At 43.4% G+C, this 19,328-nt stretch carries 18 protein-coding genes; 11 read left to right on the top strand and 7 right to left on the bottom strand.

Annotated features, from left to right (window positions below; genetic code table 11):
- Positions 1 to 232: 232 nt before the first annotated feature.
- A complete protein-coding gene (locus VKA52_RS03610) occupies positions 233 to 1,426 on the bottom strand; it encodes a S8 family peptidase (protein ID WP_202412345.1) in 1,194 nt (397 codons plus the stop codon).
- A 401-nt stretch (positions 1,427 to 1,827) separates the two neighbouring features.
- Between VKA52_RS03610 and VKA52_RS03605 the strand changes: the two genes are divergently transcribed.
- The 4 genes from VKA52_RS03605 to VKA52_RS03590 all read left to right on the top strand — a co-directional run bounded on the left by VKA52_RS03605 (position 1,828) and on the right by VKA52_RS03590 (position 5,209).
- The gene (locus tag VKA52_RS03605) at positions 1,828 to 3,564 is read left to right on the top strand and encodes a carbon starvation CstA family protein (RefSeq protein WP_326314225.1); all 1,737 of its coding nucleotides are present in this window, start codon (positions 1,828 to 1,830) and stop codon (positions 3,562 to 3,564) included.
- A 66-nt stretch (positions 3,565 to 3,630) separates the two neighbouring features.
- Complete coding sequence (locus VKA52_RS03600; RefSeq protein WP_160911387.1) at positions 3,631 to 3,996, top strand: hypothetical protein; 366 nt, start codon at positions 3,631 to 3,633, stop codon at positions 3,994 to 3,996.
- Entirely contained in the window at positions 3,975 to 4,238 is a 264-nt protein-coding gene (locus tag VKA52_RS03595) for a cory-CC-star protein (RefSeq protein ID WP_089651275.1), read from the top strand. Before VKA52_RS03600 ends, VKA52_RS03595 begins: the two co-directional genes overlap by 22 nt.
- A gap of 11 nt (positions 4,239 to 4,249) precedes the next feature.
- Positions 4,250 to 5,209, top strand: coding sequence for an ArsA family ATPase (locus VKA52_RS03590; protein ID WP_326314224.1), 960 nt, complete (start codon positions 4,250 to 4,252; stop codon positions 5,207 to 5,209).
- Here the strand turns inward: VKA52_RS03590 and VKA52_RS03585 are convergent, their stop codons facing one another.
- The 6 genes from VKA52_RS03585 to VKA52_RS03560 form a co-directional block, all read right to left on the bottom strand.
- Positions 5,210 to 5,569, bottom strand: coding sequence for a hypothetical protein (locus VKA52_RS03585; protein WP_326314223.1), 360 nt, complete (start codon positions 5,567 to 5,569; stop codon positions 5,210 to 5,212).
- Positions 5,570 to 5,683: 114 nt separating this feature from the next.
- Positions 5,684 to 6,313 carry a TasA family protein gene (locus tag VKA52_RS03580; RefSeq protein ID WP_326314222.1) on the bottom strand — a complete coding sequence of 210 codons (630 nt, stop codon included), beginning with the start codon at positions 6,311 to 6,313 and terminating at the stop codon, positions 5,684 to 5,686.
- A gap of 83 nt (positions 6,314 to 6,396) precedes the next feature.
- The gene (sipW, locus tag VKA52_RS03575) at positions 6,397 to 6,963 is read right to left on the bottom strand and encodes a signal peptidase I SipW (RefSeq protein WP_326314221.1); all 567 of its coding nucleotides are present in this window, start codon (positions 6,961 to 6,963) and stop codon (positions 6,397 to 6,399) included.
- A gap of 13 nt (positions 6,964 to 6,976) precedes the next feature.
- Positions 6,977 to 8,179, bottom strand: a complete 1,203-nt coding sequence (locus VKA52_RS03570; protein ID WP_326314220.1) for a hypothetical protein — start codon at positions 8,177 to 8,179, stop codon at positions 6,977 to 6,979.
- A 611-nt stretch (positions 8,180 to 8,790) separates the two neighbouring features.
- Positions 8,791 to 10,161, bottom strand: coding sequence for an MATE family efflux transporter (locus VKA52_RS03565; protein WP_326314219.1), 1,371 nt, complete (start codon positions 10,159 to 10,161; stop codon positions 8,791 to 8,793).
- 17 nt (positions 10,162 to 10,178) lie between these two features.
- Positions 10,179 to 11,912, bottom strand: coding sequence for a glycoside hydrolase family 13 protein (locus tag VKA52_RS03560; protein ID WP_326314218.1), 1,734 nt, complete (start codon positions 11,910 to 11,912; stop codon positions 10,179 to 10,181).
- Between the two features lie 263 nt (positions 11,913 to 12,175).
- Here VKA52_RS03560 and VKA52_RS03555 point away from each other — a divergent pair, with 263 nt between their 5' ends.
- The 7 genes from VKA52_RS03555 to VKA52_RS03525 all read left to right on the top strand — a co-directional run bounded on the left by VKA52_RS03555 (position 12,176) and on the right by VKA52_RS03525 (position 19,230).
- Positions 12,176 to 13,477 (top strand): extracellular solute-binding protein, encoded by a 1,302-nt coding sequence (locus tag VKA52_RS03555; protein WP_326314217.1) that lies wholly within the window; start codon positions 12,176 to 12,178, stop codon positions 13,475 to 13,477.
- Between the two features lie 159 nt (positions 13,478 to 13,636).
- On the top strand, positions 13,637 to 14,902 hold the full coding sequence (locus VKA52_RS03550) for a carbohydrate ABC transporter permease (protein WP_160911864.1): 1,266 nt from the start codon (positions 13,637 to 13,639) through the stop codon (positions 14,900 to 14,902).
- A gap of 1 nt (position 14,903) precedes the next feature.
- Positions 14,904 to 15,743, top strand: a complete 840-nt coding sequence (locus VKA52_RS03545; protein WP_160911396.1) for a sugar ABC transporter permease — start codon at positions 14,904 to 14,906, stop codon at positions 15,741 to 15,743.
- Positions 15,744 to 15,867: 124 nt separating this feature from the next.
- A complete protein-coding gene (locus tag VKA52_RS03540) occupies positions 15,868 to 16,905 on the top strand; it encodes a LacI family DNA-binding transcriptional regulator (RefSeq protein ID WP_326314216.1) in 1,038 nt (345 codons plus the stop codon).
- 260 nt (positions 16,906 to 17,165) lie between these two features.
- Positions 17,166 to 17,864 carry an ABC transporter ATP-binding protein gene (locus VKA52_RS03535; protein WP_326314215.1) on the top strand — a complete coding sequence of 233 codons (699 nt, stop codon included), beginning with the start codon at positions 17,166 to 17,168 and terminating at the stop codon, positions 17,862 to 17,864.
- Positions 17,861 to 18,619, top strand: a complete 759-nt coding sequence (locus VKA52_RS03530) for an ABC transporter permease (RefSeq protein WP_326314214.1) — start codon at positions 17,861 to 17,863, stop codon at positions 18,617 to 18,619. Before VKA52_RS03535 ends, VKA52_RS03530 begins: the two co-directional genes overlap by 4 nt.
- Positions 18,616 to 19,230: an ABC transporter permease gene (locus VKA52_RS03525; RefSeq protein WP_326314213.1), complete on the top strand. Its 615-nt coding sequence runs from the start codon at positions 18,616 to 18,618 to the stop codon at positions 19,228 to 19,230. Before VKA52_RS03530 ends, VKA52_RS03525 begins: the two co-directional genes overlap by 4 nt.
- Positions 19,231 to 19,328: the final 98 nt, after the last annotated feature.

The raw sequence follows: 19,328 nt of genomic DNA, 5'->3' as shown, positions 1-19,328 counted from the left end.
TTCGAGACACTTAAAAGGTCAAGGGGCGGAGGGAAACGGTGAGACTCCTATGGGACGTGTGGGACAGGTGAGACCCCGGAAGGCGTAGCCTGAGGAGGCTCACCGCCCGCCCCATGGAAAGCGAACCTTTTCCCGGAGCCCATAGAATCACACAAACATCTCGAAACTGAGTCTTCAACTAAAGGGAGCTATTGTAAAACAAAAAAGCGGCCGGGGGCCGCGTTTTTTTAGATTAATAGTTTACAGCATCATAAGAGTTGATGACACCGTGTTCGAAGTAGTAGCCGGTACCAGATATAGGATCAGCTGTTTGTTCGATAGCTGCACGGATGTTGCTGTTCGAACGACCTTGAGCCGCAAGCAATCCAGCTAACCCGGCTACGTGAGGGGAGGCCATGGATGTACCGGACATGTAGGCATATCCTCTGTTAGGTACAGTGGAAGCGATGTTGACACCAGGAGCTGTCACATCGACCCATGTTCCATAGTTTGAGAAGGAAGCCTTGTTGTTATTGCTGTTTACCGCACCAACAGCGATGACGTTGTCATAGGAAGCAGGTTCGAAAGTTGTGGATACGCCATCGTTACCTGCAGCGGCGATGACTACTGATCCTTTGTTCCAGGCATAGTTTACGGCATCTTCAAGTGTTTGCGTGTCGCAGTTACAACCAAGAGAGAGGTTGATGACTTCAGCACCTACATCAGCAGAGTAGCGGATGGCATCAGCGATATCATAAAGGGATCCATTACCACTTGCATCAAGGGCACGAACGGCAAGGATTTTCGTGTTTGGTGCCATACCTGCAACACCTGAACCGTTATTCGTTTCTGCAGCTGCCGTTCCTGCCACGTGTGTTCCGTGGTTGTTCAAGTCCATTGGATCATAATCGTTATCTACGAAATCATAGCCTTTGATTGTTTTTCCATCAAGGTCCGGGTGATTGTAGTCGACACCGGAGTCGATGATAGCAATTTCCTGGCTGCTGCTTCCCCGGGTAATATCCCAAGCGGCTTCTGTGTCTGTATTCTGCGGACCATACTGGTATCCACGATAGTAAGTATCATTTGGCGTCCATGTTGCTTCGAAAACGTAGTTGGGTTCTGCATATTCCACGTTTGGATTTTTGCTCAGTGCTTTTGCTACAGCTTCTACGTTTCCGACTTTAAGTACTTTTACTTTGGAATCTACAAAAGAGCGCTCTGCTGTCACTTCTTTTGCTCCGAACGTCTTCATTTGTTGCTTGTTCAAAGACTTCCCATTTTTAAACTTAACCACAATTTCTCCTTTTACGAACTCCCCTTTGTCTTCCTGTACGTTGATTTTATTCAATGACTCCGGCTGGGAATCAGCGAATACCTGCCCTGTTGTTGGCAGGAAGGCCAGTGTAGCGGCCAGTGATAATGTTGCTAGTTTTTTGAACTTCAAATGTATTCCTCCTTAAAAAGTTTATATTCTAATAATTCTGTCATTTTTGCTGTTTTCCTTCAAAATACGGGTTGGGATAGTTGCTGTGATTTTAGGCTTGTTAAGGAGGTTTTTACGAACGGATATTCCCAAGTCCGTGCGTTGAAAAGGTATGTAGACCTTCTTTAATGGATAAAAATGGGCATTCGAATTGAATAAGAGGATATTTACCATTAATCCAACTAATCTTCCTGCCTCATTTCTTCTATATAATGTAAGAAAAAGCATGGGCGTACGTACCTCATTCATATTTATTATTTTCAGAAAAATCTGTATATCGCATTGAATTCGGAATGGAAAGTAATATATAATACATTTAAATGTAAACGCATACATATTTTTGTAGATTGAGGAGGGTTTTTGTGAGTGGGATTTGGTTAGCTGTTGTTGGAGGTCTCATCTTTTTTCTAGGTTATCGGTATTATTCAAAATTCATTGCCGAAAAGATCTATCGTCTCGATCCGAATTATGTCACACCCGCCCATCAGTATAAGGATGGTGTCGATTTTGTCCCAACGAATAAGTTTGTATTATGGGGACACCATTTCACTTCTGTCGCAGGAGCGGCTCCGATTGTCGGACCAGCGATTGCTGTTTACTGGGGCTGGCTGCCTGCTGTGCTTTGGGTATTGTTAGGAACTGTTTTTGTTGCTGGTGTCCATGATTTCGGTACACTTGTTTTGTCAGTCAGAAATAAAGGACAATCCATCGGAACGCTCGCCAGTAAGTTGATCGGTCAAAAAGCGAAAGTGTTGTTTTTATTTATCATTTTACTTCTTGTTTTAATGGTAAACGCGGTCTTTGCCTGGGTCATTGCGAATCTATTCATTTCATTCCCTGCGAGTGTATTATCTGTTTTCATTCAAATTCCTCTGGCTGTTTGGATCGGCTACAGTGTGTATAAAAAGCAGGGCAATATGCTGCTTCCTTCCATTGTGGCGCTTGCGGTCATGTACTTAGCAGCCATTGTTGCGAGCTATGTGCCTGCCCTGCAAATCGACCTTGTCCGTTATTTTGGCGGCGAAGGTGCATCGACATTATTTGGTTTGAATGCAACGTCCATGGCTTTCTTCGTATGGATTGTCGTGCTGATGGTGTACGTGTATATCGCGTCCACTTTGCCGGTTTGGAAGCTGTTGCAGCCGAGAGACTATATCAACTCGCATCAGCTAATTGTTGGACTTGGTCTTCTATACTTGGGACTGCTTTTCACAAACCCTGAAATTACGGCACCTGTGACGAACGCTTCGGCGGATACGTCCTGGTTCCCGTTACTTTTCATTACGATTGCCTGTGGAGCGATCTCCGGTTTTCACGGTCTTGTGTCGTCAGGAACGTCTTCTAAACAATTGAATAAGGAAACAGACGCGCGTTTTGTCGGTTATTTAGGGTCAGTCGGTGAAGGGGCTTTGGCGCTGGTTGCGATTATCGCTGTTGTCACCTTTTTCCCTACAGCCGGTGAATTTTCAGCGACGTACAGTGGGTTTACTGCGGCGAGTGGTGCGGGACTAGGCGTCTTTATCCAAGGCGCAGGCCAGCTTGCTTCCGGACTTGGTATTCCGGCATCTGTCGCAGCAACGATTGTTTCCGTCATCGTCGTCAGTTTTGCCGCAACGACCTTAGACTCTTCTGTTCGTTTGATGCGTTATATCATCGCGGAACTTGGTACGGAATATAAAGTCACGCCTCTTACGAAAACCCATGTGGCGACAACAGTCGCTGTAGTTTCCAGTGCGGCTTTGACGTTAATTCCTCAGGGCCCTAAAGGGTTCGGTTCTGGAGGATACTTGCTTTGGCCTTTATTCGGAACCTCAAACCAGCTTCTGGCAGGAATCAGTTTGCTGCTCGTTTCCATTTGGCTGAAACGTCAAGGACGAAACTACCTGCCAACGATCATTCCGATGGTCTTCCTCATGTTTATGACGTTGTGGGCCATGATTGATCAGGTGGTGACCGAGTGGGCCCCATGGAATGAAGGAAGTGACTGGATGCTGTTTACTTTCGGTGCCATCATTCTTGTCTTTACCTTCTGGATTCTCATTACAGCGTTTTCTGCCATAGCAGGGAATCGTGACGATTCTATTGAGAAAAGTGCGTAATCATAAAAGGAAGCCGGCATTTGTCGGCTTTCTTTTTCCTTGATCCTTGAAAGGAGCATCAACATCATGAAAGAAATCATGATCATTCGTCCTGAAAAAGAAATTGGTATGGGATGCTGCGGAGGGATATGCAGCGATGACGATGGTTTCATTAACATGAAGGATGAGTTTAAACACCACGACCCGGACCGGGAAAAGTTAGGGGAGTGGTATAGAGAGAACCAGAGCGAAGGGGTGCATGTGGATTATGTAGATCCAAGGAATCTCCTGGCCATTCTTGTTTATTTTATGAAACACGTAAAACGGGGACATGTATCCATTTGGAGTGCGTTACGGTCGATCTTTTTTCGAATGCGATACAACAGCTTGTTCATTAATGGAGAATGGATCGAAAATAAGGAGGGAGAGGCATGGAGAAAAAGTTTTCGTTAAAGCGGTTATTTGAGTTTTATGATGAAGTGTTAAGCCTCCCTCATAAACAGGAAATTGCCAGGGAACTGAGGGATGAGGATGATCTCTTCTTACTCCTTGTGTACTCAGATATGTTAGGGATCCCGAATCCAGCTTTTTATTATACGTTAGAGTTATACCCGCACATCATTGAAAAGTTCCACGACTGGCATTTGCGTATGGGGATGGAAAAGTCTCCGCTCGATGGCATTCGTTGTTGTTAGGAGGAAGTAGAATGGAAGGTTTGCATAAGAACAAAGTGATTTTTGTAGGAGGAAAAGGGGGAGTAGGGAAGTCAACCTCCTCCGCTGCACTGGCTGTGGCATTTGCGAAAGAAGGTTATCGCACCCTTGTGGTATCTACAGATCCTGCCCATAACCTTGGGGATATCTTTCATGAGAAAGTCAATCATGAGAAGACACCCTTAATGGAAAACCTCTGGGGAATAGAAATCGATCCCCTTCATGAGTCTAAACGATACATTGCCGGTGTGAAGGACAATTTGGAAGGACTTGTGAAATCAAAAATGGTGGAAGAGGTTCACAGGCAGATCGATATGGCGAGTGCATCTCCGGGGGCGGATGAAGCCGCTCTGTTTGACCGTCTCATTTCTATTATATTGGAAGAATCCGAGCACTTTGACAAGATTGTATTTGATACAGCTCCAACAGGGCATACCATCCGCTTATTGACGCTGCCAGAGCTTATGAGTGTTTGGATTGATGGAATGCTTGAACGCAGGAAAAAGATTAATGACAACTATACGCAGTTGTTGAATGATGGCGATCCGGTCGATGACCCGATTTACGATGTGCTGCAGCGAAGGAAGGAGAAATTTGCTGCCGTAAGGAGAGTGATTCTGGATCCTGCTCAAACGGGATTTGTGTTTGTGCTAATCCCTGAGAGGCTTCCGATACTTGAGACAAATCAGGCAATTCGTAAGTTGCAGCAACACGATTTAAATGTAAAAACACTCATAGTGAATAAAGTCTTGCCTGGTCATGCAGACGGCACGTTTCTTGAAAAAAGACGTAAGCAGGAGAAGAAGTATGTAAAAGAAATCAAGCAGACTTTTTCGAGTCAGCAGTTGGTTGAAGTACCATTATTTGAAGAAGATGTTTCAGACTTGAAGAAATTAGAGGGGTTTTCGAGATACTTAAAATCTTCTATTCTAGAATCACTGACAGAGAAATAATTAAAACAAACGTCTCTCTGTTTTATTCTCTTCGTAAACAATTGAAAAAATAGCTTCTACTATATATATATATATATATTGACCTATTGCTAAAAGAATATTACCAATTAAATAGTACAGAAAAGGTGAGACTTCACCTGTTTGTGGCAAAAGACCTCCAATAGAAAGATCGGATGGTGACAAGTATTCTCCTGGTTCTCCAGGATTATCTTTTGATTCCGAAGGTGCTCCTTCAACTACAAACGTGAAAACTACTTTTGTTCCGCGCCCTTTCTGGGGTGGGATTTTATCTGCGACTGCTTGGCTAATTGAGATAAGTAAAACAAGAAGTAAACATCGTGATATGGTGGGAATGCCCATTTTCTTCTAATTATTATAGATTGGTGCATAACTACTTTTGATGTAAGGTGCATTGCCTTTACTCTAGTTTGATTTAAAAAGGGTGGGTTTCACCCCACCCTTTTTTATGATTTGTTATCTAGGCTGTCCGCCTTTTTGAGTAGCTTCGAAGTTGAAATCAAGAGTAGTAGAGTTACCTTGATACATGTTTTGATCATGCTCTCCATCTCCGTTAGAGTCGTCACTATTTTCTACGAATTCTACTACCATAGTGATTGTGTCAGAGTCTCTATTCTCCCCATCTTTTTTATCAAAACCATCACTTGAAGCAATATCAAAAGCTTCTGCTGAAACAAGATCAGCTACAGTAGCTGTGCCACCGAAATGGTCAGCTAAAATATCACGACCATCTGAGTCAAGCATTTGTATATTAAACTGTCCTAAAAATGCGCCCTCGTCTTTGTTACCACCGTTCACAGCATTACCTGGTTGGAAGTTAGAATCTACATCAAACAATACTTCAGCAATGTCAACATTACCACTATTCATGATTTCGAAGGAACGTTTTATAGTGTCACCAGGAACCAAGTTGTTTACAGATAAAGATTTATTTAAATGACCTAAACTTAAATCTAATTCCCCTGCAGAATAATTTCCTTGTGCTGTTTCCACATCGTTAAACGCCGCGTACGTTCCTCCACCTACTAGAGACAATCCAAGCGCACCAGCCATAACACCCATACCCAACTTTTTCTTAATACCCATTTTTCTTCCTCCTTGTGAATCGTTTTTATATTTTTGAATCCCTATGTATATTACGTGTATGTATGTTACATAAGGAGTACAAACTATTGAGCTTTTACGTCTTCTTCTTTACGATCTAAAATTGATAAGGCCCTCCAAATAGAGAATGCAGAATATAAGATTAGTAGGATTCCTGGAACAATCATCAGAAGTACGCTTCCTTGCTGTGAATTAGCAAATGACATAATATAACCAAGGTAAGGGATGGTGAAGTCCGCATATTGACCAACAACATTTGAGGCATAAACAGTTTCTCCATCAACGAAATCGTTATTATCTCCCTTGGTGATAAAACCCAGTGTTTCACCACTACCTTGTACTTCTTCTATCCGGTGGGTGACGAGATTCTCGTCTGGATTTACAAAAGTGATGATATCGCCGCTTTTCAGTGAAGCTGTATCTATATCGGGTTTAATGGCTATGACAGAACCTGTTTGAAACGTTGGCTCCATCGAACCGGATAAAACTGTTTTAAGTTGGTATCCCATAATATTTGGCTCTCCGCCAGATGCTTTTGATGAGATGACCAGAAAAATCATACAAGCTAATAAAACGAACAAGACCACATTAACGAAGCTGCTTAAGAAGCTCAGTATTTTTTTTCCTTTCACAGTTAGTCCTCCTTTAATCTGTAGTGACATTGGGATCTGAGTTGTTTGATTCTTCGTCAGATTTCTGGTGTTCCTTTTTGGTTATATCTTTATTATCCTTTTCTGAATCAGGGGCGGATGTAGGTGCACCTTCACCTTTAATCTTTTTCTTTTCTTCAGATCCCTCTTTTACAGGGGCATCTTTCTTTGGCTTTTCCTTCTTCTCAGGAACCCCTGTTACAGAACCTTCCTTCTCAGGAACTTCTTTTTGGGGAGAATCACTACCCTCTTTTTCTTTGTTCTCAGAAGGACTTTCTTCTTTTCTTTGGTCTTCTGTTTCTTCATTTGTCTCTTCTGAGTTCTTCTTGTCATTTTCAGAAGGATCTTCAGGGGTGTCTTCTGAAGATGACTCTTCATCTTTGCTTGTTTCCTTATTTAAAGGTTTCTCGGTATCTTTTTCTTTTTTCTCAGCTGCCTCTGCTTCAGTTTTATCCTTTAATTCTTTTTCTTTATTTAGTACAAGCTCTTCTATATTCTCGAGTTCTCTGATCGCTTCTTCTAGATCATGCTCTTGAAGGTTGAGATCTTCCAATATCTCTTCAAATTCTTTGGATACTTCTCTATCCAATTTTAGTGCTGAGGTAGCGGAGGCTTCTTGCATTCTTACATCATTACTTCCTTTAGCAGGATATAAATAAAGCAATCCCTTTACGTAGCTTTTAACTAGAGGAGGAAGAAATTCAGCATTGTGTAAGGACGTATTTAAAGAATTGTGGATAGATTTTCTATCAATAGTGATACAATTATTATCATAATGTCTGTACTTTAAAAGGAAGGCGGTTATTTCATTCATATCTTCGAGGGTCTCTAAAAGATCTTTGATGTGAGTTTCATAATCATTTTTCATCTTTTTTGTGTTGCTTAAATCATTTTGGTAAGTTTCTATTTTTGTAGTGATTTCACTTCCGAATTGATTGAGTTCTTCTAAAGTAGGATCATTTGGAATGGTTACACTGATTTTAGGCACTGTTGATTTTTTGTGTGCAGGTATGGATTTTGCTTTTTCATTAAGATCTTTAATGACTTGAACAAGTTCCTCGAACTTACTTTCAATACTAGAAGGAAAAATTTCACACATTTTAACTTGTCCACTAAGAACTTCTCGATTGTTGAATGAACTGTATGTTTGACCGGTAACCTGAGCAAGTCCACTGAGAAGGAGAGAAGAGATAGCCAAGGTAGTAGTGGTTTTCTTAGCGGCTCTTAACCTTTTTTCTTTGTTAGGATTATTTATTCTTGTAGATTTTTTATCCAGAGGAATGCACCCCTCACCTGTTCTTTATGTAGATTATTCGTTCTTTATTAAGAATAACTTGAGATGAGTATATACCGAGAAGCATCTATTTGAAAACTGTCAAAAACCCCCATTATTCTCTATGAAGAACGAATTATATGGAGTATTCTTTTATTTGCTCCTTTTATCTCATTTTTTTAATTAATGACCGACTTTAGTTCTATTAAAATAACAACTAATGGTGAATATTTGACCAAGTGTAGCTTCCAGACGTGGATTTCACTTTTTCACATGGGTTAAAAATCAATTTCAAGTTTTCGTAATTTCTATAGATAAAACGTAATATGTCTTAGATCATGATAAAGTAAGAAATTCTTCTTTCGTCAAGCGCGAACATGAATGATAGGTGGAGACTCTGAAATTGGAAAGAGGAGAAGGAATCGAGGATGACAAGGTAGTTTTTTGAAATAATCATCAATTTCGATATATTGGTTCGAGAGGGGGCCAGCTTATGGTGAAGCAGTCACACCAAATGAAAAAGAAAAAGCGCACAGTCAGCTTGTATTGGCCTGACTGTGCGCTTTTTCATTTGGTGTGACAAAAGATTTCTTCAGCCATACTCTCGATTTCCACCTTCGCAGCATAAGGACGCCGCGGAGCCATTCATCGACGATGAACCCGATCCAGATTCCAATCAGTCCGTAAGAAAAGTGGAGGCCGAAAATCCAGGCAATCGTCACCTGAATGCCCCACATGGATAAAATACCGACGATGACAGGGAAGCGCACGTCGCCGGCAGCTCTTAGGGAGTTGATGACAACGAGGTTGAAGGCTCGTCCAGGCTCCAGCAGCACAGTCAGCAGCAGTAAGGTTCCGCCTGTAGCCAAAATGGTTCGGTCTTCAGTAAAGAGTCCCAGCAAAAAGTCACTGGAAAAATAGAAGACTACCGCAACGGAAAGAGAGATGACAATGGCTAACTGCAAGCTCCGAATACATTGCCGGTAAGCTTTCTCCGTCTCTTTAGCTCCGATATGATGGCCGATCAGTATCTGCGTTCCCTGCCCTATGGCAATGGAGCATAAAAAAATGAACATCATCAGGTTTTGGGCATAGACTTTCGTCGTAATCGCAGTCGCTCCCATTTGGGCAACAAAATAGGTGATGACCATCTGACTGGCATTGTAGGAAAGCTGTTCACCGGCGGACGGGACACCGATATGAAGCAGGTTCTTTATATGTGCTTTTTCATAGTGATAAAAAGATCGCCATGGCAGGTCACCGGATACACGCTTAATGAGAAGTAATAGGAGAACGAGAAAGCCGAATGCTCTCGAAACCGCTGTTACATAGGCGACACCCTCTACTCCAAATACGGGAAGACCGAACGGGCCGAAAATGACAAAGTAGTTGCCGATGACATTTAAGATATTCATGCCAATCGTGACATACATGGGGTCTTTCGTGTGGCCATAACTTCTTAAAAGGGCTCCAATCGTCATCAGCATCGCCTGGACAAAAATAAGTCCGCCAACAATGTTCATGTATTCAGTGGCGTCTCCCATTAAAGAGGGAGGCAGATCCATCACATTCAGAATCTGTTCACTGAATAAAAACAGGCCGAAGCTCAGAAAAAGAGAAAACCATAAGTTGACACTGAGGGAAGTGACGGATATACTCCCTGCTTCTTTCTTTTGTTCAGCACCAAGATTTTGCGCCACTAAGATGGCGGCCCCCGTCGCGACGAATCCGAACATGACGATGACGACAGATAGGATTTGGTTGGAAACTCCGACAGCCGCAACAGCATCGTCGGAGTACTGACTGAGCATGAGTGTATCCGCGTTGCCCATCAACATATGAAGCAAAACTTCAATGAAGATCGGCCATGTGAGAGCGAACAGCGTCATTTTTTTAGTTCGAGTCATGAATAGACTCCTCTACATTACTTTTTCTCTACAATTAAATAACCGTACGGACTTACCATGGCTTTTTCAGCATTTACCGTTGTCTGCTGGTCCTGGTCTACGACTCTGGATGATGAAGACTCTATCGAAATGGAATCGGATGTAGGGTTGATCAGGAACAATAAGGACTGCTCATCTGAATGCTTTACGTAAGCGAGGAGATTCTTGCCGCAATCGACAAAAGAAAAGCGCCCGTCATTTCCAAAGGCAGGCTCGGATTTTCGAAGCCTGATCAACTTCTGAATAAAGGCAAACAACTCCTCATCCTGATCCTCTTCATCCCAGATCATACATTTACGACAGCCAGGATCTTCGCCGCCCGTCATGCCGATTTCATCTCCATAATAGATGCATGGAGTCCCTTCATAGGAGAGCTGGAAAAGATACATCAATTGAGCCGCTCGTTTATCCCCATCGGCATAGGTCAGGACTCTAGGGGTGTCGTGGCTGTCCAGCAGGTTGAACGCGACTTCGTTGACTGATACAGGATACATATGCTGCACATGGGACAACACATTCTTAAATTGCTCCAATCCTATTTTCTTCTTGGCAAAAAAGTCGATGACGGCGTTTGTGAATGGATAGTTCATCACGGCATCAAACTGATCTCCCTGCAGCCATGGCATGGAGTCATGCCATATTTCACCGAGGATGTAAGCGTCTGCTTTTGCTTCCTTGACGGTTTGACGGAACTCTCTCCAAAAGGCATGATCCACTTCATTCGCAACATCAAGCCGCCATCCATCAATATCAAACTCTTCAATCCAATAGCGAGCGACTTTCAGGAGGTAATCTTTGACTTCAGGGTTCTCCGTATTGAGCTTCGGCATGCTTGATACATAAGCGAACGTATCGTAATTCGGGAGCGGCTCTGTGACGACTTTGTCTTCTCTTAAATGGAACCAGTCGGCATACTCGGAATCGATCCCATTTTTCAACACGTCCTGAAAGGGTTCAAAGTAATAACCGCTGTGATTGAAGACAGCGTCCAGCATGACCCGGATGCCGCGTTTGTGACACTCTTTAACGAGCTTACGGAAAGTTTCTTTGTCACCGAATTGGGGGTCGATTTCCATATAATCGATCGTGTCATATTTATGGTTGGAATGAGCTTTGAATATCGGAGTGAAATAAATGCCGTTGATACCGAGCTTCTCCAGATGATCCAGGTGATCGATCACTCCTTGGAAATCTCCACCGAAAAAGTTTGTTGGGGTCGGTTTTGTGCTCCCCCATGCTAAGGTCCCTTCAGGATCCAGAGAGGAATCTCCGTTAGCAAACCGTTCGGGGAAAATTTGATACCATATCGTATCCTTCACCCATGAAGGCGCTTGAAAGACGTCGATGCTGTTCAGGAACGGGAAGCAGAAGTGGTAGGCGGTATCGTCTAATGGAACGTCATCATAAAAGCCTTTTTCAGTAAAGACGGTTTGCTCTTTTCCATCTTCTAGTAAAAAGGAGTAGCGGAGTCTGCGATAGGGAGGCTTTAACGTTACAAACCAATAGTCAAAAAGTTCATCAGAACCGGACTTTTCCATCGATTTCTGTTCGGCCTGCCAGTGTCCATCCGCCCAGTTGTACGGGTCTCCGTGAATGAGTTGGACAGACTCCACATCTTCTTTCTTCGTTCGTAAACGTATGTGGATGGTCTTCTCATCATAAGCGTATGCATAGTTATTCTTCGGTCTGTGATAGACTGCTTCTTTGAACATGTTTTTCCATCCTTTCTGAACAATCGTTTGCACATAAATATGCGTTTCTATTAAATAAAACTATAGAAGAAATAGAGGGAAGTCAATGAAAATGTGAAAGCGTTAACTTACTGTTATAGATAGTGAAACATATTTTTAATATTTTATAAGAAAACGCTTGCAAATCTATTTCTAGTTTGTATAATTAGAATCAAGATGTGTGCAATCGGTTTCACTGTGGTTGCGTAACATATCCATTAGGAAACTATTAGGGGGAGTTAAGTATGAAAAAGTGGTTGAGCTTATTGTTTATCGCTTTTCTTACGGTTGCGATGCTGGCTGCGTGTGCGCCGGATCGTGAAGAAGAAGCGAGTGGAGGGGAATCTGGCAGTGATGATACATCTTCTGAATCCTCAGAAGACGGCATGCCTGAAAAACCTGAAAAGCTGGTCGTTTGGGAAGATAAAGAAAAAGGTGTCGGTCTTGAGCCTGCGATTGCTAGTTTCGAAGAGGAACATGGTATTGAAGTAGAATTCAAAGAGTTGGATATGGCGACAAAAATGGGTGAACAGCTTCGTCTTGATGGACCAGCTGGGACAGGCCCAGACGTATTGACACTGCCACATGATCAGATCGGTCAAATGGCTATTGAAGGACTACTTTCTCCGATTGAAGTGGACAGTTCTGTGACAGATCTTTACACAGAAGCTTCCATTCAGGCACAAACATACGACGGAAGCCTTTACGGACTTCCAAAATCTACAGAAACTCCGGTTTTCATTTATAACAAAGAACATATGACAGAAGTACCTGAAAACTTTGATGAACTATTCGAGTTCTCGAAAGAATTCAATAATGGTGACCAATATGGTTTCTTAGCACTATGGGATAACTTCTACTTCGGAAACTCCATCCTGGCTGGTTACGGCGGATATGTATTCGGTGAAGAAGGTGGAGCTTTGAATCCTCAAGACCTTGGTTTAAGTAACGAAGGCGCTGTTGAAGGTGCCCAGTACATCCAAAAATGGTATGAGGAAGTCTTCCCATCCGGAATCATTGGCGAAAGTGGCGGTTCTGCGAAAGACGGTCTTTTCCAAGAAGGTAACGTGGCTGCCATGATGGACGGCCCTTGGGCGTACCAGGCATTGAACGAAGCGGGAATCGACTATGGTGTGGCACCACTACCTAAGCTTCCGAATGGGGAATATCCACAAACATTCGTAGGTGTGAAAGGCTGGCACTTGTCTGCGGCTTCTGAAAATAAAGAGTGGGCGACAAAGTTGATCGAGTGGATCACAAACGAAGAAAACGCGAAAGTCCGTTACGAAGAAACCAATGAAATTCCTCCAGTCAAATCATTGATTGAGGATCCAATCATTGCGGATAACGAAAAAGCACGTGCGGTTGCTGTTCAATCTGAGCGCGCGGTTCCAATGCCGAACATTCCACAAATGGGAGAAGTTTGGGAGCCGATGGCACAAGCCTTGCAAGTTGTAGCGACGGGTAAAGCTCAGCCGGAAGATGCGTTGACAGAAGCACAGGAAACCATCAAAACACAAATTGAGTTGAATCACTCAGGTAACTAAGATCGGGCAGAGCCATACCCGTCTGTCGGGTATGGCTTTTCCTTATTAAGTGCTGGATAGTTAGAAAGGAGATTGAACATGGGGGAACGTCAACCGAAGTCCAACTATGAGGGAAACCATCGTCCATCGAAGAAAAATAAGAAACAAGATCCTCATGGGATGACCAATCATCGTAAGATTGCTTTAGCGCTCTCGATCATTCCTGGTTTTGGACAGTTCTATAACAAACAGTGGCTGAAAGGTTCTGCTTTTTTCATTTTAATGGCCTCTTTTTTCATAGCCTTTTCCGACTTGTTACAGTTCGGATTTTGGGGTTTATTTACGCTTGGAACCGATCCCAATTACGATCATTCCATCGTGCTGCTTGTAGAAGGAATATTAACTCTGATCGTGACGATCCTGGGATTAGGCGTCTATGCCTTTAACTTAAGAGATGCTTTTAAAGTGGGAAAACAAAGAGACCTGAACGAAGCACCAAACTCTGTCAGGCAGCAGTATCAAAATCTGATAGGTGGAGGATTCCCTTACCTGATGATGACACCAGGATTCCTACTGCTTGTCTTCGTCGTTATTTTTCCGATCTTATTCGTTGTTTTATTATCATTTACAAACTACGACTTGTATCACTCACCGCCTGCGAACCTTGTTGACTGGGTCGGTTTCCAGAACTTTATTGAGATCTTCAATATCCCAATCTGGCGTGATACGTTCTTCAGTGTACTGGCCTGGACGGTTATTTGGACGTTTGGAGCTACCACACTGCAAATCGCCCTCGGCATTTTCCTAGCTGTATTGATGAACCAGAAGGGAATTATCCTTCAAAAAACGATCCGTACCATTTTCATTTTACCTTGGGCGGTACCGGCGTTCGTTTCCATTCTTGTTTTTGCCGGAATGTTCAACGAAACGTTCGGAACCATCAACCGCGATATCCTGGCTGCCTTTGGTCTTGGGGATATTCCATGGCTGACAAACCCGACGTATACGAAAATCGCATTGATCATGATCCAGACGTGGCTTGGGTTCCCATTCATTTTTGCAATGGTGACCGGTGTGCTTCAGTCGATTCCTAATGAATTGTATGAAGCGGCGGACGTCGATGGCGCTTCGATTTTCCAGAAGTTCAGAGGTATTACACTTCCGCTGGTTCTGTATGCAACTGCACCAATTATGATTACGCAGTACACATTTAACTTCAACAATTTTAATGTCATCTTCCTCTTCAATGGAGGCGGTCCAGCTGTTCCTAACCAGAACGCGGGAGGAACAGATATCTTGATTTCCTGGATCTACAACTTGACGATGACCTCTGCCCAGTACGGAAAAGCAGCAGCGATTACGATGATCCTGTCCTTGATCGTCATTACCGTAGCCTTGTGGCAGTTCAGAAGAACGAAATCATTCCAAGAAGAGGATATGATGTAATATGAAAAATAACAAACGCGTGTTACAGCTGACGTTTTCGTACATTGTGATTTTGGCTATGATCACGATCATCCTATACCCGATTCTATGGATTGTCGGATCTTCCTTTAACCCGGGGAACAGTTTATCAGGTTCCTCGATCATTCCTGAAAATGCTACTTTGAAACATTATAAAGAGTTATTCGACCCAGCGCAGAGTGACTATCTGATTTGGTATTGGAACACGATTAAAATCTGTGTTCTGACCATGCTCTTCTCTGTCGCGCTCGTGTGTATGACGGCGTATTCTTTTTCAAGATTCCGTTTTGTAGGACGTAAAAATGGTTTGATGACCTTCTTGATTCTGCAAATGATCCCGAACTTTGCTGCCTTGATCGCCATTTATGCACTAGCGAACTTGACGGGTCTGCTCGATACCCACCTTGCGTTGATTCTCGTTTACACAGGTGGAGCGATTCCAATGAATACGTATTTGATGAAAGGGTATTTGGATACTATTCCGAAAGAGCTGGACGAGTCCGCTCGTATGGACGGTGCAGGAAACTTCCGTATTTTCTGGCAGATTGTTATGCCTCTTGCCAAGCCGATGATTGCGGTTATCTGTCTGTTTACCTTCATTACACCGTTCACAGACTTTATCCTTGCCCGCATCCTCCTGCGTTCGGAAGATAAATTCACACTTGCGGTAGGACTTTATGAAATGATTGCCGATCAGTTCGGAAATGAATTCACATTGTTCGCTGCCGGTTCTGTATTGATTGCGGTACCGATTTCTTTGCTGTTCTTATCCTTGCAGAAATATTTTGTTACTGGATTGACAGCAGGGGGTACGAAGGGATAACCTTGAAGACATATGTATGGAAGGAGAAGCGGAGCATCCCTCCGGTTCTCCTTTTTTAATAAAAGATCGATGAAAGCGTGCTCATGATACAATAATCATAGTATGGAAATAGAAGGTGAAAGTTATGGCGGTAACCATTAAAGAAGTGGCCAAAGCGGCAGGGGTAGCTCCTTCCACCGTGTCCCGTGTGATTGCAGATCATCCTAGAATCAGCCCGGCTACGAAAAAGCGAGTAAAGAAAGCCATGAAAGAGATGGGGTATCATCCGAATGCCAATGCGAGGAACCTGGCGAACCGTTCGACACAATCGCTCGGTGTTGTCATGCCCTCCAGTGCAGACAAAGCGCTCCAAAACCCCTTCTTCCCTGAGGTTTTGCGGGGAATCAGTGCGGTTGCTCATGAACTTGATTACTCGATGCTTTTATGTACAGGAGAAACTGATGAAGAAATGCTTGAGGCTGTCAAGCGCATGGTGTACAGCAACCGGACCGATGGCATCATCCTTCTTTATTCACAGGTGGACGATCCGATTATGGAATTCTTGCTGGAACAGAATTTTCCTTTTGTCATCGTCGGTAAACCGGCGACACGTGTGGATGAAATTACACATGTGGATAATGATAATATCCGGGCCGGCAAAGAAATTACCAATCACCTGATTGATATCGGACACGAATGCATTGCGTTCATCGGTGGTTCTGAAGATCGTATTGTAACCATTGATCGTATGCGCGGGTATGAGTTGGCGCTGCAAGAAGCTGAATTGCCATACTTGGATGAGTACCGGATTCATACAGAATTCTTAAAGTCCGGTGGTCGACAGGCGGTGCATGAATTGTTCGCCCTTCCGAAACCACCGACTGGCATTGTGATCGCCGATGATCTCATGAGTATCGGTGTGGTGAACATGCTGGAGGAATTCGGGAAACGTGTTCCCGACGACATCTCGATCGTCAGTTTCAACAATGTGTACTTATCAGAGATCACCCGCCCTCCACTGACGACTGTGGATATTCACATTCATGGACTCGGCAGTCAGGCGGCCAAATGTCTGATTGAAAAAGTAAAAAACAAAGAGGAACCGGCGAAACGGATCATCGTCCCATTCGATATCAAATATCGCTCTTCCACCAAAGAAATCAAACCACAGCTCGAAGGCTAACCTTCAAGCTGTGGTTTTTTTTGTGTCAGGAGGGTGAGGATGTGTAAGAAAATGTAAGACCTGGTCACCCATTTTATGGGTGACCAGGTCTTACATTTTTTAACATGTGACTGAGAGTCACATCCGTCTTCCTATTAATAGAAAGATCTAAAATGGGAGACTGACTTTCAGATTTTCTCCTTACTATTAAAAAAGATGAAATGTTTAGGGCGTTTCTTTCGTCTTGTATGTAAAAGGTTAGCATGAAGGGAGAAATGATTATGATTAAAGTGGAGAGGTTGTCTCATTCGTTCTTTGTAGGAAAAAAGAATAATAGACAGGAAGTTTCGGTATTAAGAGATATCAGTCTTGAAGTAAGAGAGGGCGAGGTTGTATCGATTGTAGGCCGGAGTGGTTCCGGTAAATCGACATTGTTGAACTTGATGAGTGGTTATATTAAACCGACGGAGGGCGATATTTTTATAGCTGATGAGAGGGTGACAGAATACAAGGAGTCTGAGTGGGCAGAGTTTCGATCCGATCACCTGGGGTTCATTTTTCAAAGTTTTCAACTGATTCCGAGTATGACTGCCTATCAAAATATCGAACTTCCGCTGGTTATGAAAGGTGTTTCTGAAAAGGAGCGGGAGAAACGAGTGCATGAAATGCTCATCAAAGTCGGACTGGACGAATATCAGGAGCACTACCCCTCAGAACTATCCGGCGGGCAGCAGCAGCGTGTATCCGTTGCCAGAGCGCTCATTGTCCAACCACCGATCATTCTAGCGGATGAACCGACGGGGAGCCTGGATCAGGAAACAGAGAAGGAGCTGCTTGATTTTATTCAAAAATTGAACATAGAAGAGAACATCACCTTTGTCATCATTACTCACGATGAAGAAGTGGCGCAGATAGCTGATCGGACGATCCGTCTCGAGGATGGGCGTTTAGCTGCAGATCGAGAGGTGGCGTTTCGATGAAGTGGAAAGACCGGTTCAATTTTATAAGACAGAACATGAAGAAGAATAAATCGCGCGTATTTATGACGATTCTTGCTACAGCGATCGGATGTGCCTTTCTAATCGTCCTTGCATCTGTTGGATTCGGCGCCCAACGGTTCATTGTTAACGACCTTATGCAGGACCGAGCCATCACGGAAGTAACGGTTTATGGAAAACAGGCAGCGGATGAAGGGGAGAGTCCTGAAATCACTAAAGAGGACCTTGAAACTTTTCAATCGATGGAAAACGTCAAGGCTGTCTCTCACAAAATTCAGCTGAGGACAGAAGCGGATATTCTTTATGATGCCTACGCAGGCAGTTCAACAGTCAGTGTTGTAGATTTCCAATCAGAAAAAGAAGCCGGGTTGAACTTATCCTCCGGCCGCATGCCGCAGGAAGAGAATGAAGTGCTGATCGGATACCACCTGGATCAACTTTTATATAAAAAGAGTGAGGAAGAAACCGAGGACCAGATCTTTAATCAAAATGGTCTTGTCAAAGAAGAGTACAGGATGGATGAGGAATTACTAAATAAAACGATTGAAATTGAAGTGGAACAATACAAGGATGATGAATGGGTGACCGAAACCTTTGCTGTGGAAGTGGTGGGGATCATGGAAGAACCTGCGAGGGATTGGCAGGTGAGTAACGATGTCTACATTTCTGAAGCTGTGTTGAGTGATATGAAGCTTTTACAGGAACGGCTTATGGTGCTGCCATCCACCCGGAGATGAAAACAGACGAGGTGGCAACCTTACAGTCCGAGGACCAGGACAGGGTCTATAGTGATGTCCAGGTCATAGCAGGAAACATGGAAAAGGTGGAGCAGCTTTCCCAGAATTTGAAAGATGAAGGCTACTATATTTACTCCGTCACGGAAGAACTCGATCAAATCAATGTTGTATTCGCTGTTGTCAAAGTCGGGTTGATCGTTGTAGGTACAATCGCTTTATTGATTGCCTCGATTGGCATTTATAATACGATGTCCATGGCAGTTACAGAAAGAACGCAGGATATCGGCATCATGAAAGCGATCGGTGGCCATCCTAAAATGATCCGCAGCATCTTCCTGATGGAAAGTGGCTATATTGGGTTAATGGGGGCGTTTGTTGGAGTTGTCATTGCCTATCTAGTAAGCGTAGGAATTAACATGCTGCTTCCTTTAGTTATTCAGCAAGCCTTCGACCAAACCATTGAAGAAACCATCCAATTGTCTTACATCCCTCCTTACTTAGCGCTGATCTGTGTGGCCCTCAGTATCGGTGTGGCCATGCTCTCCGGGCTCAAGCCAGCCAAAAAGGCCACGCGCATCGATGTACTAAGCGCATTAAGAAGAGATGTTTAAGTATGGTCTTGTATTTCCATTTACTGTATGACCAGGTCATCCAAATAATGGATGACCTGGTCTGTATATAATTTCCTCCTTCTTTTTTCCTTGATTTT

Origin of the sequence: Halobacillus sp. HZG1 (assembly GCF_035818575.1) — a bacterium.
Classification (GTDB): Bacteria; Bacillota; Bacilli; order Bacillales; family Halobacillaceae; genus Halobacillus; species Halobacillus litoralis.
Note: the sequence above shows the minus strand (reverse complement) of the source record. Positions and strands in the feature narration are given on the sequence as shown.